The 16,499-nt window shown below is 40.8% G+C and carries 12 protein-coding genes and 1 pseudogene; 10 read left to right on the forward strand and 3 right to left on the reverse strand.

Annotation, left to right across the window (positions count from 1 at the left end):
* Window positions 1-131: 131 nt before the first annotated feature.
* On the reverse strand, window positions 132-3,347 hold the full coding sequence (locus IM485_RS05830) for a type ISP restriction/modification enzyme (RefSeq protein WP_287741873.1): 3,216 nt from the start codon (window positions 3,345-3,347) through the stop codon (window positions 132-134).
* 174 nt (window positions 3,348-3,521) lie between these two features.
* On the opposite strand from IM485_RS05830, the gene IM485_RS05835 reads away from it, so the two are divergent.
* The 6 genes from IM485_RS05835 (at window position 3,522) to mnmG (ending at window position 9,223) form a co-directional block, all read left to right on the forward strand.
* Entirely contained in the window at window positions 3,522-4,262 is a 741-nt protein-coding gene (locus IM485_RS05835) for a DUF433 domain-containing protein (protein WP_287741875.1), read from the forward strand.
* Window positions 4,259-4,681, forward strand: coding sequence for a PIN-like domain-containing protein (locus IM485_RS05840; protein WP_110580247.1), 423 nt, complete (start codon window positions 4,259-4,261; stop codon window positions 4,679-4,681). Before IM485_RS05835 ends, IM485_RS05840 begins: the two co-directional genes overlap by 4 nt.
* A 254-nt stretch (window positions 4,682-4,935) precedes the next feature.
* Window positions 4,936-5,172, forward strand: coding sequence for a 50S ribosomal protein L28 (gene rpmB, locus IM485_RS05845; RefSeq protein ID WP_002775299.1), 237 nt, complete (start codon window positions 4,936-4,938; stop codon window positions 5,170-5,172).
* A 144-nt stretch (window positions 5,173-5,316) separates the two neighbouring features.
* On the forward strand, window positions 5,317-5,583 hold the full coding sequence (gene psaK / locus IM485_RS05850; RefSeq protein ID WP_002734065.1) for a photosystem I reaction center subunit PsaK: 267 nt from the start codon (window positions 5,317-5,319) through the stop codon (window positions 5,581-5,583).
* Between the two features lie 280 nt (window positions 5,584-5,863).
* On the forward strand, window positions 5,864-7,000 hold the full coding sequence (locus IM485_RS05855; RefSeq protein WP_104397690.1) for an amino acid ABC transporter permease: 1,137 nt from the start codon (window positions 5,864-5,866) through the stop codon (window positions 6,998-7,000).
* Between the two features lie 315 nt (window positions 7,001-7,315).
* The gene (gene mnmG, locus IM485_RS05860) at window positions 7,316-9,223 is read left to right on the forward strand and encodes a tRNA uridine-5-carboxymethylaminomethyl(34) synthesis enzyme MnmG (RefSeq protein WP_287741879.1); all 1,908 of its coding nucleotides are present in this window, start codon (window positions 7,316-7,318) and stop codon (window positions 9,221-9,223) included.
* 499 nt (window positions 9,224-9,722) lie between these two features.
* Here the strand turns inward: mnmG and IM485_RS05865 are convergent.
* Window positions 9,723-10,195 (reverse strand): annotated as a pseudogene (locus tag IM485_RS05865) (tetratricopeptide repeat protein); the annotation flags it as partial.
* Window positions 10,196-10,613: 418 nt separating this feature from the next.
* Between IM485_RS05865 and hisIE the strand changes: the two are divergent.
* The 4 genes from hisIE (at window position 10,614) to IM485_RS05885 (ending at window position 15,163) form a co-directional block, all read left to right on the forward strand.
* Window positions 10,614-11,249 carry a bifunctional phosphoribosyl-AMP cyclohydrolase/phosphoribosyl-ATP diphosphatase HisIE gene (gene hisIE / locus IM485_RS05870; RefSeq protein WP_104397692.1) on the forward strand — a complete coding sequence of 212 codons (636 nt, stop codon included), beginning with the start codon at window positions 10,614-10,616 and terminating at the stop codon, window positions 11,247-11,249.
* 334 nt (window positions 11,250-11,583) lie between these two features.
* Window positions 11,584-12,969: a dihydrolipoyl dehydrogenase family protein gene (locus IM485_RS05875; protein WP_287741884.1), complete on the forward strand. Its 1,386-nt coding sequence runs from the start codon at window positions 11,584-11,586 to the stop codon at window positions 12,967-12,969.
* A gap of 27 nt (window positions 12,970-12,996) precedes the next feature.
* Window positions 12,997-13,620, forward strand: a complete 624-nt coding sequence (tmk, locus tag IM485_RS05880) for a dTMP kinase (protein ID WP_104397694.1) — start codon at window positions 12,997-12,999, stop codon at window positions 13,618-13,620.
* Between the two features lie 4 nt (window positions 13,621-13,624).
* Complete coding sequence (locus IM485_RS05885) at window positions 13,625-15,163, forward strand: thymidylate synthase (RefSeq protein ID WP_238142071.1); 1,539 nt, start codon at window positions 13,625-13,627, stop codon at window positions 15,161-15,163.
* A gap of 313 nt (window positions 15,164-15,476) precedes the next feature.
* Here the strand turns inward: IM485_RS05885 and IM485_RS05890 are convergent, their stop codons facing one another.
* Window positions 15,477-15,908, reverse strand: coding sequence for a DUF4278 domain-containing protein (locus IM485_RS05890; protein ID WP_104397695.1), 432 nt, complete (start codon window positions 15,906-15,908; stop codon window positions 15,477-15,479).
* Window positions 15,909-16,499 lie beyond the last annotated feature (591 nt).

The raw sequence follows: 16,499 nt of genomic DNA on the forward strand, positions 1-16,499 counted from the left end.
CGCTTCGATTGGCTCTTGGTCTGTGGTGTTAACAATTGTATCACTCTCGTTGGGAGTGGAGAATCATTTATCGGTGAACAGGGACTCTTGCCAGTGGGCAAAAATTAAGTTAATCTTCTCTCACCGGTGGCTTAACTAAAGGGGAAACCACCATATTTATTGATAATTATATCTATGGTTTCCATAATTGCGATCGATTCGCCCAAAATGGAGATAATTTGTTGATAATGTTCTAGGTCATCGTAGCTAAGGTGGCGACCTTTGCGGTCTTTTAGCCACTTCTGACACACTTGATAACCGCCGATATAAAAGTTCCAAATTTGAGGCGGAATCCCCGCAAAATACTGGTCAGAATTAATCGAAATTTGTTGTTTATTTTCGTCATATTTCACCTGTTCGACTAGATTGGAACCCGCCACGGGATAGCTACTAATTTCTTTTCCCGTTGCTTTCATTAGGTGTAACTGCACTAATCTGTCACCTTTTTTGACTAATTCCCAGAATAATTCTTGATTACTGGTGAGAGGAACACGAGGAAAGTCTATTTTTAAAAATTCGGCGTAACGTTGGCGATATTGGGGAGAGTGAAAGACAGCATAGATATAGTTAAAAATGTCTTCCGGACCAAAGGTTTTCTTTTCGTCTCCTTTGCCATCATTGATAAATTCTAATTCAAGTTTTGCCGAAAGTTCCTTAATAAATTCTGGCGCTAGATTGGGACGGCGAGACATTCCCATGTCTTTCTCTGCCTGAGTTTCAGGATAACAATATAATGGCATAGTGTATCCTCTTTCTCTACTTTTGTTTGAAACATAGGAATCGTCTGTAAGCTGATTAGTAATTAAAATATGTTGCCAAGTTTCACTGACTATTTGTCTGCATATATGAAATCCTAAATTATTTTCTTTTAGGTGACGCATAGTATCAATTCTTGCTCTACAGTGAAACCCACCTGAATTACCTGTATAATAGGTATATCTTTGATCAAAAGGTCTATATGAAATGGGTAAGAGGTTATCTTTAGATAAATTTGATTGCTTAACATCTTTCTGTGCTAAATCTATCTTCCAATCTTGAGAATCTTTACCTAAATTATACTTAATTCTAGCTTCTTCTGGACTGAGATTGACAAAATCATTGATTATATCCCAAATTTCTTTTTTATTCCATTGAATTGTTAAACTATCTCTAGCTGTGACGATACCAACACTATTAATTGGCATAATTTCAGTAATCTTCCAAAATTGATCGTATTCCGATCGCAGATTAATATTCTGAGGTTTAAATAGATAAAAAGGAGAATCAGGTTGTAATTCTTGCCAAGAAGTAGAATAAAGATCATTTTCATCTAACCAATGATACTTACCACCGACAATAACTTGATTCTCAATCATCTCTCTTTTGCCCCATAAATCAGCATGATAAACTTTAGCTAAATTTGAAGAACTATTGTGATATTTAATAAAAATACCAATAGCTACACCTTGCTGAATATCAAACACATTTTGATCCGGTGAACCGTCGGGACAAACTTCTTTTTTCTTACTATTGCCGTGTAAATCGAGAATATAAATATCATCAAAAGTTTTTAATAAACTTTGACGCATTCCCCGAAAAGTTGGGTTATCCAAATAACCATGATTAGTAACAAAAGCTAAAATTCCGTAACCAGTTTTCTCGATGCGCCATTGACTAAAGCGAATAAATTTTACATAATCATCATTTAACCATTTAGGATTTTTTTCGCCTAAAGGTTGCTCATCTACTTCAAAATAACTAGCAGTTTTTTCTCCAGAAATAATATCTTTTCCCTTCAATAATTCCTTAATCCATTCTCCTGTATTTACGGAATGTCCAGAGTAGGGAGGATTACCAATAATCACCATAACCGGATGTTCTTGCTTAACACCTTGTGCTGACTCTGCTTCATCGCGAATACGATTTAAAAACCCATCAGCAGGGGGAATTTGAAAAGCTTCCTGTAGGGTGTTAGTGAGATAGATTCCCAAGCGTTCATCGGCACTAAAATCATAGCCTAATTCCTGAAGTTGTAAACCTAACTTCATGTGTGCTACGGTGTAGGGAGCCATCAGTAATTCAAACCCAAAGAGACGGGGTAATAAATGTTTACTGACATAACTAGACCACATCCCTTTCTGTTGACGAAAACTGTCATAGATATGGTCGATAACCGAGTGTAAAAAAGTGCCAGTTCCCACAGCAGGATCGAGGATTAAAACTTGGTGAACTTCCTGAGTTTCTTGGCTATTATTAGGATTTTTAATAGTAATTTTTTTGGCATCGGCCAAACCTTTAGGAATCTGAAACTTATTTTTTAGAATATAGTCCACACTGCGAACCATGTAAGAAACCACGGGTTCAGGGGTATAATAAACCCCCCTAGACTCACGCATTTTACTATCGTATTCGGCTAAAAAAGTCTCATAAAAGTGAACCACAGGATCCTGCTTGCGCGTGCGTTTTCCAAAGCTGCTAAGAATTCCCTCCATGTCCGTTTGTTGTAAAATAGTCGCTAGAGTATCCACGGCCCAAGTAATCCGCTCATCTAATTCTGTACCAGCAATTTGATGAAAAATTCCCCGCAAAAAAGGGTTAGTTTTCGGTAGTCGAAATCCCGCCGTTTCCCTGGAAAAAGAACTTATTTGATCCGTATTACAGCGTGCTGCGAATAACCCATAACAGATTGTTTGTGCATACATATCGGCAAACTGCGCTTCATTGAGATCACTAATTAAAACTCGTTGAAAAGATTGCAATTGTTGCCGCAACATTCCCCCGCAATCTTGATCTTTTAAAGCTTGGCCGATTGCATCTCGAATTAACTGCGCTAAAGCGGCCATTTTTTTCGCCAATTCTCGCGGTGTTGTGATCTGAATAACTTTTGAGAGGAAAAATTGACAGAACAATTGTTCTACTTGTAAAATACCCTGGGAATCAGGTTTAATTTGCTTTTTTTGATTAAGACTTGCCACGGCAGCTGATAGACGCAATTCTCCCGATACATACCAACGAAATTCTAAATGATCGGTGATAATTAAATTACCCAAAGCCTGTAAATAACGTTTTATTTGGGGAGTATTTTCAATCTTTTTGAGAGAAGTTCCGATATCTTTTGCTTCCAGATGGCCAATTTCTACTATACCCTGATTAATCACAAAATCTGGAGCGCCACAAGCAATCCTTTTGGGTTCATTGAGAGCTTGTAGGTTATTATTTAGGGATTCAATTAATTTTTTTAAAGCAGGACGATAACTGTGTTCTGTGGCGTTACCCTGTTGATAAATGCCTGTGATTTCCTCTAGATATTTTGGCAGTGAATTACTCATTATCAGTGTTGCATACAAACGTTCTTCTATAGATAAAATATAACCTCATTTGCCCCCAATGTCCACTGAGATGCCCTCATCCTGCTTTATCCCTATCCTCAAGGATACCAAAATTAGCTAGAATGAAATAATAGGCGATAATCTCATCTCAACAACTTCACCAAAATATTAACGATGGTCAAAGCATCATCTCCCTTATCTCTAGAGCATCTCTATCATGTTCCCACCTACACTATAGCCGATACTGCGCGCTATCTCCATATTCCTTTGCCCACTCTGAGAACGTGGGTACGAGGACGCACCTACCCGACGTTTCGGCTAAGCTCAACGACCACAAAAAAAGGACAAAAAGAGTTTTTACCCCTCATTCAACGACCTAATCCGAATATTCCGCAACTTTCCTTTACTAACTTAGTGGAAGCGCACGTTTTAAGAGTTATTCGCAAAGTTCATAACATCCCTCTCGATAAAGTTAGACTGGCCCTAGACTATATTAGTGAACAATTTAACACCGATCATCCTCTAGTTCAAAAACAATTTAGTACCGATGGAACTGACCTTTTTATTGAACAATTTGAACATTTAATTAATGCCTCCCGTTCGGGACAATTGACGATGAAACAATTCTTAAATAATCTCTTAACTCGTATTGAATGGGATGAACAAGATATCGCCACACGGCTTTTTCCCACTATCGACATAAATGGGGAAGACTTCAGCAATAAAGTCCTAAAGATAGACCCTAATATTTCCTTCGGAAACCCCGTGATCACAGGAACAGGAATTCCCACTAAAGTTGTCACAGAACTTTATGATGCGGGGGACTCTATAGAAGATATTGCCAATGATTATAATTGTCAACCTTGGCAAATTGAAAAAGCGATTTTATTCGAGTGCAATTGGCAAGCGGCATGACCTATCAATACACCTATTTTATAGACCGCGCTTTAGGAAAATCTATCGGTGAAGCTTTGCAAGAAATAGGGGTTAAAATTGAATTTCATCATGCCCATTTTGCCCCAGATGCACCGGATACGGAGTGGCTACCTATTGTTAGTCAAAGAGGATGGATAGTATTAACTAAAGATGTAAACATTGGTAGAAATATTTTAGAAGTTCAACAGATAGCCCGTTATCAGGCTCAAGTATTTGTTCTAGTTTCTGGTAACTTACCTCGTCAAACCATGATTAATATTTTTGTCGAAACAATCGATAAAATTGAAAAAATAGTTCAAGGTAATCAAGCCCCTTTTATCGCCAAAATATACCAAGATTTTCAAGTAAAATTGTGGAAAAATAAAAATGAATTAACCAGAATAATAGAAACTATGTAAAACTTATTAAAATATTTTTTATTCAGTAAAAAATTACAGCTAAATTTGTTGACAATATTCTCACCATTACCTCTGATGCAATTGTCGAAATTGTCTGAGCAGTGAACCGGTTCAATCAACTTCTTAATCCCCCCACTTGCTGTTAAATTTATCTCCGTTCACTTCACCCAGGGGAAGGGGGGGACTTCTGGCGAGATTTGAGTTAAACTAGAAAGGTTGACTATTGACAAACATCGATCGCACAGGAGTAAATTATGTCTAGAGTCTGTACTATGACGGGGAAAAAGGCCAATAACGCCTATGCGGTGTCCCACTCCCACCGTCGCACCAAAAAATTACAAGAAGCTAACCTACAATGGAAAAGAGTCTGGTGGTCGGAAGGCAACCGTTGGGTAAAACTACGCATCTCCACCAAAGCTATCAAAACCATTGAAAAGAAAGGATTAGCCGTCTTCGCTAAAGAAGTAGGCTTAAACTTGAATTTGTACTAAGCGAGTAGTTCATAAGTGGAGACGAATCGGCCTTATTGTTGACTCCTCTGCTTTTGATTATTAAGTATTGCAACAGGGCGTGATGTGGGGTGAAAACTACCTTTAAGATTAAAAACTTAAAACGACCTGTTCAGGAGAATTTCAATGTATTCAACCCTATTAATGGCCGCCACCGCCGTACAAGGTTCCAGCGAATGGAGTCCCAAAGTGGCGATTGTCATGATTATCTGCAATATTCTCGCTATTGCTTTCGGTAAAGCGACTATTAAACAACAAAATGTCGGTCCTGCTTTACCTTCCCCCGCTTTATTCGGTGGTATGGGATTAGGCGCTTTACTGGGTACTACCAGTTTTGGTCATGTCCTCGGCGCCGGTGTCATCCTCGGTCTCTCCCGTCTCGGAGTTATCTAAATATGTTTTGATTTTCTTAATCGGTGGCCAAAAGTCACCGATTTCTTTTGTGAAAAATTCTGGACTGTACAATAAATATTACTGGGTGCATCTTAATATTTGTGACTTTCTCTCACATATAGGTGAGCAGCAGAAGTTATTAAAAGAGGGCGAATGCCATTCGCCCCTACAATAATATTATCGCGCCAATGGTAGGGGCGCATCGTGGTCAGTGAGTTTATCGAACTGCGTGCGCCCAAATGTAATATAGATATTTCTCCAAAATTGAGATGCACCCATTATGACTTTACCTCAAAAAAATTCTTTTTGGTACGATGAGCGATTTCAGAAGATTTTTCTACAGGTAATTATCCTGCTAATTGTCTGCCTAATTTTCTGGTTTTTTGGTCGCAATTTAGTGATTAATTTCCAACGCCTACGCTTAAGTTTTGGCTTTGGCTTTCTCTTTGATCCTGACCGACCAGCCTCTTTTGCGATTGGTGACTCTCCTATTGCCTACAGTCCCACCGATACCTATTTTCGCGCTCTTTTGGTGGGATTAGTTAATTCCCTCCGCATTATGATTAGTGGCATATTTTTGGCGATTAGTCTGGGAATCGTCATCGGGTTAGGTCGCTTGTCGGATAATTGGTTAATTCGTCAGTTAGCAACAATTTATGTGGAAACTATTCGCAATACTCCTTTATTATTACAATTATTTTTTTGGTATTTTGCTGTATTTCTAAAACTGCCGAAGATTGAGGAATCTTTAGAGTTCTTTGGCAGTATATTTTTAAATAACTCAGGAGTCTATTTACCTTTCCCCGCTAATAGTTTCAGGACATGGTTAACTTTAGCTATCATTATTTTAGGAATAATTCTCTCATTATTTTTATCCATAAAAAATAAACTTGGTTTATGCCTAACTAGCCTACTAATCCTAGTTATAATTCCTCTAATCTGGGGTTTACAATGGCAAAGTCCCCAAGTTAATCCTCTTAATCAAAATATTGACTTCGGTTTACATCTTTCTTCCGAGTTTGCTACTCTCCTAATCGGTTTAACTGTTTATACAGCTGCCTTTATCGCGGAAACGGTACGGGGGGGGATTCAATCGGTTAATCGGGGACAATGGGAAGCAGCTAAAGCCTTGGGATTAAAACCTTTATTAGTGATGAGATTAGTAATTTTTCCCCAAGCTTTGCCAGTGATTATTCCTCCTTTAACTAATGAATGTTTAAATCTGGTTAAAAACTCTAGTTTAGCGATCGCTATTGGTTATAATGATATTTACGCTATCTCTAGTACCATCGCTAATCAGACAGGAAAAGCTGTAGAGATGTTAATAGTAGTTATGGCAACCTATTTATTCTTTAATCTGGTGATTTCTTTGGCTATGAATCAATTAAACAAACGGGTAAAAATTCAGGATAGTTAATGAGCTTAATTAGGATTTGCTGAAAAAGTAGCGGCGAAGCATTTGGGCATAACCTATCGCTGAAACCGTAGATTTTTTATCCGAATGCTTCGCCGCCACAGGATGCGATCACCGCTCAAGATGCAAAGTTTTTGAGCCACTAGCTTGAAAATCTTGCAGCTGCTTCGCCAAACAGGCCTCCAAACCCCTTACTTCGTCTATATTTCACACTTATTCAGCAAAATTTAATTAGTATTTTTGTATTATGTTTGAGGTAAAACTCAGAAAAATTGCTAGAATATTAGCCTGATTAATTAATTTTCCCCTCGATCGAGTATGACTTTCTCCTCAGCCGCAGACTTTCAAGACGAATTTGATGTCATCGTCGTCGGGGCGGGCCATTCCGGCTGTGAAGCGGCCCTAGCCTGCGCCCGTCTCGGTTGTCGTACCCTTCTCCTCACCCTTAATCTCGATAAAATCGCTTGGCAACCCTGTAACCCCGCCGTCGGTGGTCCGGCTAAATCCCAATTAACCCACGAAGTGGACGCTTTAGGCGGCGAAATTGGCAAAATGGCCGACCGCACCTATCTGCAAAAACGGGTTCTTAATGCCTCTCGCGGACCAGCAGTCTGGGCCCTACGGGCCCAAACCGATAAACGGGAATACGCGGCGGTGATGAAAGGTATCGTCGAAACCCAAGCAAATCTGGTTATTCGGGAAGGCATGGCCACAGACCTGATTTTAGGGGCAAATGAGCAAGTTTTAGGAGTAGAAACCTATTTCGGGACTTGTTTCGCCGCTAAAGCCGTCATTTTAACCACTGGCACTTTTTTAGGCGGCAAAATCTGGATCGGCGGCAAATCCATGGCAGCTGGACGGGCGGGCGAATTTGCGGCGGTGGGTTTAACAGAAACCCTAAATCGTCTCGGATTCGAGACCGGTCGCCTAAAAACTGGCACTCCTGCCCGTGTGGATAAGCGTTCGGTGGATTACTCGCGCATGGAACCGCAACCGCCCGATAACGAGGTGCGTTGGTTTAGTTTTGATCCGGAGGTGTGGATCGAACGGGAACAAATGAACTGTCATCTCACCCGCACCACGGCGGCAACTCATCAATTAATCAGAGATAATTTACATTTATCCCCCATTTATGGCGGTTTTATTGACTCCAAAGGACCGCGTTATTGTCCTAGTATTGAGGATAAAATCGTCCGTTTTGCCGATAAAGAAAGTCATCAAATTTTTATTGAACCGGAAGGGCGCGATATTCCCGAACTTTATATCCAAGGCTTTTCAACGGGACTGCCGGAAAATGTTCAATTAGCAATGCTGCGGACTTTACCCGGTTTAGAAAACTGTGTGATGTTGCGTGCTGCCTATGCAGTGGAATACGATTATTTACCAGCAACTCAGTGTTATCCAACCCTGATGACGAAGAAGATTGAGGGGTTATTTTGTGCGGGACAAATTAACGGCACAACCGGTTATGAAGAAGCGGCAGCCCAGGGACTGGTGGCGGGGATTAATGCGGCGCGGTTTGCTCTAGGAAAAGAGTTAATTGTTTTTCCCCGGGAGGAAAGTTATCTAGGAACTTTGGTCGATGATTTGTGTACTAAGGATCTGCGGGAACCCTATCGAATGTTAACCAGTCGTTCCGAATATCGCTTAGTATTGCGATCGGATAATGCCGATCAAAGATTAACACCTTTAGGGCGAGAAATTGGTTTAATTGATGACCGGCGTTGGCAATTATTCCAAACTAAACAAGCTAATATTATCGCTGAAAAAGAACGTCTACACGAAACGAGAATTAAAGAACGGGATGAAGTGGCAATCGCCATCGTTAAGGATACAGAACAAAAAATCAAAGGTTCTCTCTCTTTAGCAGATTTACTGCGTCGTCCTAGCTTGCATTATCTCGATCTCGATCGCTATGGTTTGAGTAATCCCGATTTAAATTTAGCCGAAAGAGAAGGGGTAGAAATTGAGATTAAATATTCCGGTTATCTGAAACGACAACAAAATCAAATCGACCAAATTAGTCGCCACAGTAACCGTCATTTATCCCCCGATATTGACTACATGAAAATCGAAACTTTGTCAATGGAATCCCGGGAAAAATTAACAAAAATTAAACCCGCCACCATCGGCCAAGCCTCGCGAATTGGCGGAGTCAATCCCGCCGATATTAACGCTTTATTAGTGTATTTAGAAATGCGGCAGATGTCGGCAGTTAAAAGTTAGTAAATAATCCTGATTATCAGCGATCAAGAGTTATTATTGGCTGCTTAATTAGGGTTTGCTGAATAAATGTGAAATGTAGGCAAGGTAAGGGTTTTTTGGCTTTTCTCGCCAAACAGGTGCAAGATTTTGAGAGAATCGTGCTTCAAAACCTTGCGTCTTCATCGGCCCGCGTCCTGTAGGGGCGAAGCATTCGGGCAATAACCTATCGGTGAAACCGTAGATTTTCTATCCGAATGCTTCGCCCGTACTTTTTGCCGCAAACCCTAATTTGGGACAGCCAGCGAGTTCAAAACAGCCGTGAGTTCCGAGGTGTAAAATCGGAAAGCGAAAGGCTTGTTTTTTGGGCGTTGTCAAATTGAAAGATGCTCCGAATCAGCTTGGAACTGAAATTACTTTGACTTGCCCTGAGCCAAGTCGAAGGGTAGCAAGGATTGCATTGCATCTTTCATATTCTGATCTGACAACGCCCGAATTGTCGGATCTGTTGTGCCAGTTCTTCCTAGTATTTATCCTGTAGTTGTCGGCGCATTCCTTCGAGTTGTTGATTGTCGGTGTTCCAGTTATCAAGTGCTTTTTGTGCATCGGGATCGGTAACTTTGGCATTAATCAAACGATTGTAATCGGCGAGATCGGCGGTAGTAGCGAGGTTGAGCCATTCAAAAGCTTTTTCGGGTTGGTTTTGTTGGATAAGGACTTCGGCGAGAGTGATGACGGTTCTTTCGTTAGCAGCTAAAAAATACTTGCGATCGTGGCGGGATAACTCGCTACGAGTTTTTAAAGTAAATTATCGATCGCCTTTTGGTACTATCCGAGGGAACGGTAAGCGTTTCCTAAATTGCCTAAAGAATTGGCTTACCTTTGGCGATCGCTGATCTCCCTTTTGATGGCTAAAGACTGTTGCTGGAACTCGATCGCCTTTTGGTACTATCCGAGGGAGTAGTCAGCGTTTCCTAAACTGCCTAAAGAATTGGCTTACCCTTGAGGTGGTTCTCTCCTCAAACTTTCGTGACCTTACAGAAGCCTGTTCTCCTATGCCCTAGGATACAGTTCAAAACCTCTAAAATAATTAGTTTCTTTGGTACTTGACGCTTAGAGCTTTTACCTATAGGAGCATTCCCCTATAGAACCCCATAACTTTAGTTTTCAAGGCTTCGGCCGTGAGCTTTTGCCGAACGGTGCGTTCATCGGTTGATGACTGGGTTTTTTAAGCGGCTGCTTACTCTGCCCGCTATTCTTGATATCATACATCCTATCAAGTCGCCCTAAAAGGGCGAGGCTTTAAACCCAATTTTTCGGTAAATTTGTGCGGCCATTTAGGGGAATTCCTCAAGGCTATATAATTAAGCTTTGGGCAATTTGTCCCACTATAATTCTTGACCGCGAAAAACTGATGTCCTCTTTACTCTCCGCTATTCCCCTCGACGCGATCGCTTATAATCCCCAGGGTTTAGTACCAGCAATCGCTCAAGACTATCTTGATGGTACAGTGTTAATGATGGCCTGGATGAATCGGGAATCTCTCGAAAAAACCCTCACCACCGGGGAAGCGTGGTATTGGAGTCGTTCTCGTCAAGAATTATGGCACAAAGGAGCCACCTCAGGCCATATCCAAAAAGTGCGTCAAATTCGCTACGATTGCGATAGTGATGCTATCTTGCTAACTATTGAGCAAATTGGTGATATTGCCTGTCATACCGGCGAAAGAAGCTGTTTTCACCAAGTAAACTGGCAAAAATCACCACCAGCGGCCGACACCCTCTCGGAATTGTTTAAGGTAATTTGCGATCGCAGGGACGATCCTCATCCGGAATCCTACACCTGTAAACTTTTGGCCGGGGGAGATAACAAAATTCTCAAGAAAATCGGCGAAGAATCGGCAGAAGTGGTCATGGCCTGCAAAGATAATGATGGCGATGCTATTGCTGCAGAAGTGGCCGATCTTTTTTATCATACTCTCGTCGCCCTCGCCTATCATCAAGTCCCCCTGCGAGATGTCTATAAAAAACTGCAAGACCGGCGCCGGTAATCAGTTATCAGTTATCAGTTATCAGTTATCAGATTTGAGTTTTAAGTGGGTGGGTGGAATTAAATATAAGATGAACGTAGGTTGGGCTTCGGCCGTGAGCTCAGCCGAACGGTTGAAGCATGAAACCCAACGCCCGATTATGTTACGCTACCGCTAACCCATCCTACAAATAATTTTGCCTCCCTACTTAAGTGTTAAGTTTCCGATTCCTGAATTCCGACTCCTGACTCCTGAATACTGTCTCCTGACTCCTGAATTCCGACTCCTGACTCCTGAATACTGTCTCCTGTCTCCTGTCTCCTGAATACTGTCTCCTGATTCCTACTTTATATTTGTGGTTTACGACTTAGTAATTATCGGTGCCACTCCTGCGGGGATAGAAGCGGCTTTGTTGGCTGTTCACCTCAAAAAAAGGGTGGCTTTAGTGCAACAGCCTTCTAGCGACAATTTAGAGGCATCTGAGGAAATTTTTAGCAAGGGGTACAGCCAAATTATCCATCTCTATAAACTGCTGAATCATTGGCAAGAAACGGCCATTTATCCCCAATGGCAACGGTTGCGGCAATGGTTAGAGGAAGTGGATAAAACTATTAATAAAAATCATTCTTTGGCAAGATTAGCCACGGAAGGAATAGATGTGATCCCGGGTGGGGGGGAATTTGTCCGGCTGCCCCATTTAGGATTCGTGGTTAACGGTCGGCAATTGTTGGCTAAACACTATCTTATCGCCCCAGGTTTTTATGCACAAGTACCGAAAATTTTCGGATTAGATGAGGTTAATTATTTTACCGCTCAAACCCTTTGGCAAGAGCCAAATTTAGACAATTTAGGACAACATTTAGCGATTATTGGCAACAGCAGCATGGCTGTTAGTTTAGCGCAAATTCTCCGACGTTTGGGGAAAGAAATTAGCTTAATTATCGAGGATAATTATCTACTGCCGGATATTGATCGGGAAATCTGCCATTTAGTTACTGCCATTTTAGAAGCGGAAGGAATTAAGATTTTACCCGGCTATTGTCCTAGTCAAGTAAAAGCGATCGAGGGTCAAAAATGGCTACAATTAGGCAATCGCGTCATCGAAGTTGATGATCTCATTTTTGCTGGTAATTATCAAGTCAATGAACGGGGATTAAATTTGGCTGGGGTGGGAGTTAAACTAGAGCAAGGACTAATCAGGGTTAATCAGCAACTACAAACCGATAATTCCCGCATTTATGCCCTAAATTTGCTCAGAAATAATTATCCCGATCCTACTTTAAATCACCGGGCTGCTTTTGGGTTAGTCAAGCATCTGCTCACGGGAGAAAAATTTAACTTTAATCCCGATCAAATTCCCTCATTTATTGCTTTTGAGCCGGCTATTGCTTGGGTGGGTTTAACTGAAAAAGCGGCCCAGGAGATCTATGGTGAGGAGGTAAAGATAATCAACTATCCCATCAAAAATATGATCCCACAGCAAATCTGGGGAGAAACCACCGGATTTTGTCAATTAATCTACCGAGAAGATGGTAAAATACTGGGAGCGCAAATAGTCAGTAATCAGGCAGCAGAAATGATCGGTATCATCGGTTTAGCTTTACAAGAAAATTTAACCATACAATCCCTCAATAAAAATATTTATATTTGGGGAAGTATGGGAGAGATTATCGGAGAAATGACGCAATTAATCCCCCAGAAAAAATCTTGGTTAACTTGGCTAAAAAAATTATTCAGATAATTAGATATAAAAAAAGAAGATTAAATTATGAAACCGAAATTTATTGTCTTTGAAGGTATTGACGGATCTGGAACAAGTACCCAAGCAAAACTCTTACAAGAATATTTTTTAAAGCGAGGGGAAAAAGCAGTTTTAAGTCCGGAACCTTCCGAGGGAGTCATCGGTCGTTTGATTCGAGAAATAATGCAAACTAATCTTATTTCTATCAAAGATCAAAATCAATTTGACCGACAAATGGCTTATCTGTTTGCAGCTGATCGCCATTATCACTTATATAATGATCACGATGGTGTTTTTAAACTTATTCAGCAAGAACAAACCCACGTTATCACTACGCGTTATTATTTTTCTTCCCTGGCCTACAATGGCAATAATCCCGAAGAATTGGCTTTTATTCGGCAGTTAAATCAACATTTTCCCAATCCCGATTTAGTCATTTATATCGATGTTCTTCCCGATATTTCTCTGGCAAGAATTAAAAACCGAGCCATCACAGAAGTGTACGAAAAACAAGAAAAGTTAATGAAAGTTCGTCAGATGTTTCTCCAGATATTTAAAAAATATAAAGATAATTGTTTACAACTGGATGGCAATGATACAATAGAACACCTTCACCAAAATATTATTAATTATCTTGACCGATTAATTTAAATCCATGCTCAGTATAGAAACCACCCCTAGTTCGACAACACTTCGACACGCTCAGTGTCAAAGCTCACTAACAAAATTCACCTACCAACCCCACTATAAACCTAATCAATTAATCTGTGGTCACGGCCAAACGGCAATTATCACGGGATGGACAGTAAAACAGTCCCTTGCTAAACATTTAAATCCCGACCAATATGCAGTAATTGGTAATCTTTATAGTCCCACCAGAGGAATTAGTCCCCTGCTGAGAAACTTAATCGCAAATCCCCACGTTAGATACTTAGTTATTCTCAACGCTACTAAGGAAGATAAAAACTCCGGTAGCTGTCAGTGTTTGCTAGACTTTTTTAGTCAAGGATTTCAGTTAGGCAAAAGTGACACAGGTAGAGAATGTTGGCTAATTAATTCTCCTATCACGGGATACATTGACAAAGAAATTGACCGAGAAACTCTCGAAAAATTACGTCAATCAATTCAATATCAACCGGTTAAATCCATCCCAGAAGCGATTGAAATCGTCAAAAGTTATGCAGAACAATCTCCCTTACCAACTTGGGGAGAACCCTTAATCTTTCCCCTCTTAGAAAATCTTCCTTCTCTGCTACCCGGGACAAGATACGGTCATCGCATTGAAGGCAAAACTATTGCCGAAACTTGGGTAAAAATTCTCCAAAAGATTAAAACCACCGGCACAATTAGACCCACAGGATATGATGGTAAATGGCAAGAATTAATTGACCTAATGGCCGTCGTCACCGATGAACCCCCAGACTTTTATTTTCCCGAACCTAATTATTTGCCTATAGATAGACCTTTTCTCACCGAATATATCGGACAAATTCTCGATGATTCCCCTATACACCAAGGAGTTAAATACACCTATGGTCAAAGATTGCGCTCTTGGTTTGGACGGGATCAAATTGCACAGGTTATTAATAAATTAATCTCAGAAATTGATGCAGCTAGTGCAGTTATGTCCCTCTGGGATGTGAAAGACCACGAAAAGGGAGGTAGTCCCTGTTTAAATCATATTTGGGTGCGAGTGGTGGAAAATGAATTATCTCTCACCGCAATATTTAGAAGTAATGATATGTTTGCCGCTTGGCCGGCAAATGCCATGGGATTGCGTGCTTTACAGCAACATATTAGGGATGAGATTAGCAACCACTCCGACTACAATTTATCCATGGGTCCATTGATTACTATCAGTCAATCGGCCCATATATACGATGATACTTGGGAAAATGTCGAACGATTAATCGCCACCCAGTACGATAAAATTGTCAATCAGCGCGATTTCTTTGACCCTAGCGGTAACTTTTTGATTTCCGTGGAGAAAGAACAAATTCTCGTCCAACAAACTACCCCCGGCAGTGGGGAAATTGTCGCCTGTTATCAAGGCAAAAATCCCCTCAAATTAATCCGCGAGCTTGCCGCTACCAATCCCGCAATTATTCCCGAACATATCGGTTATCTGGGAATCGAGTTACAAAAGGCATACAACTGTCTCAAGAATAATCAGCCTTATATTCAAGACCAGTAGATAAGTGGGAAGTAGGAAGTGGGGGCATCTCAATAATATTATTGTAGGGGCGAATTGCATTCGCCCTCTTTTAATAACTTCTGCTGCTCACCAAAATCACAAATATAAGATGCACCCAATCAGTGAACTTAAAACTCAAATCTGATAATTCGACCGAATCTAAGACCTAATTGGTTAAGCCAAAAGCTTTGATGTGCTTAGTTTCTAACCTTCTTTTTAGGTAAGAGAATTGCCAGATTCTTTCTTTTGCCTTTTGCCTTTTGCCTTTTGCCTTCAGAAGCTGATAACTGATAACTGATAACTGATAACTCACTTACTGGTCATTGTTTGCCGAACCAGCACCGCGATATTTGAGAGATGAGGAGCGAATTGGGTTAGCCACCGTGGGATTATTGGTGATTTTAACCTCCGCACCGCGATATTTACCCCCCCGCTCCTTGACAGGAGCCTCGGCGACTGTTTGCTCCATATAGGCGGCCCCACGGTACTTTTTCTCGCCAGCGGTTTCTGGAGTGGGGACGGGGACATTCTTCTGCTCTTCTCGTCCTTGCCATAAAAAGGTGACGACAATCACAACTGTCAAGAGAATTAATAGCTGAATCTGCCAAGGAGCTAAAACCAGACTCAACACTAAACTAATTACCGTGGCAGCACTGGCGAGATAAGCGATCTCATCGCTGGACTTCTGCCAGAAATAGGCAGCCAAGGCAGCGGTGAACAGTGGCAACAAAAACAAATAGGACATTCTGGGTACACCTTGTCACGCTAGTGAACCAATCTCCCTATATATTACCTCCCTAGCTTCGATCGGCGAAAAATATTAACTCAGCTTATAACTCATATAAGTTTTATTTTGTCAATCCTTCTTTACAATTTGTAAAAATATTGTTACATTTATTTACATGAACTAAAAGTTAAAGCAAAACAGCCAAGACACCAAGCCAGTTCAGATTGTCTCGAAGATTATAGGACAGAAGATGATTCCTTGAGTCCGAGACAACGGTAAAAAGCTTGGCCTACTAGCTTGAAAAAGTTTTCGGGGTTTGGGTTTACCCCATTGACAGATTTGCTTGAGTTCTCCTACATAACTTAGCGCTACCTCGGCTGGACACCGAGGTTTTTTATTTTTTTACAGCGTTTTCGACTAAGTAAAACGTAGGCTCTCTTATTCTTTGTGTGATAAGTTTAGATTATCTAGGGTCTGCTGAATAAATCTAAAAACCTTGTTGGGTAAGACTTTTAGACTTTTTGTCAATCAAAAAGTACCAGGCATGGGAGTGATCAGGGGGAAAATTGAGGTACTTTTTCCCTGAAAATTAGGTAGTTGACCACCTGA

The organism is Microcystis sp. M169S2, assembly GCF_020245865.1.
Classification (GTDB): Bacteria; Cyanobacteriota; Cyanobacteriia; order Cyanobacteriales; family Microcystaceae; genus Microcystis; species Microcystis ichthyoblabe_A.

Excerpts from the sequence above, each read along its gene's own strand:
- IM485_RS05830 (WP_287741873.1), bottom strand. The coding sequence starts at position 3,347 with ATGAGTAATTCACTGCCAAAATATCTAGAGGAAATCACAGGCATTTAT.
- IM485_RS05835 (WP_287741875.1), top strand. The coding sequence starts at position 3,522 with ATGGTCAAAGCATCATCTCCCTTATCTCTAGAGCATCTCTATCATGTT.
- IM485_RS05840 (WP_110580247.1), top strand. The coding sequence starts at position 4,259 with ATGACCTATCAATACACCTATTTTATAGACCGCGCTTTAGGAAAATCT.
- rpmB (WP_002775299.1), top strand. The coding sequence starts at position 4,936 with ATGTCTAGAGTCTGTACTATGACGGGGAAAAAGGCCAATAACGCCTAT.
- psaK (WP_002734065.1), top strand. The coding sequence starts at position 5,317 with ATGTATTCAACCCTATTAATGGCCGCCACCGCCGTACAAGGTTCCAGC.
- IM485_RS05855 (WP_104397690.1), top strand. The coding sequence starts at position 5,864 with ATGACTTTACCTCAAAAAAATTCTTTTTGGTACGATGAGCGATTTCAG.
- mnmG (WP_287741879.1), top strand. The coding sequence starts at position 7,316 with ATGACTTTCTCCTCAGCCGCAGACTTTCAAGACGAATTTGATGTCATC.
- hisIE (WP_104397692.1), top strand. The coding sequence starts at position 10,614 with ATGTCCTCTTTACTCTCCGCTATTCCCCTCGACGCGATCGCTTATAAT.
- tmk (WP_104397694.1), top strand. The coding sequence starts at position 12,997 with ATGAAACCGAAATTTATTGTCTTTGAAGGTATTGACGGATCTGGAACA.
- IM485_RS05885 (WP_238142071.1), top strand. The coding sequence starts at position 13,625 with ATGCTCAGTATAGAAACCACCCCTAGTTCGACAACACTTCGACACGCT.
- IM485_RS05890 (WP_104397695.1), bottom strand. The coding sequence starts at position 15,908 with ATGTCCTATTTGTTTTTGTTGCCACTGTTCACCGCTGCCTTGGCTGCC.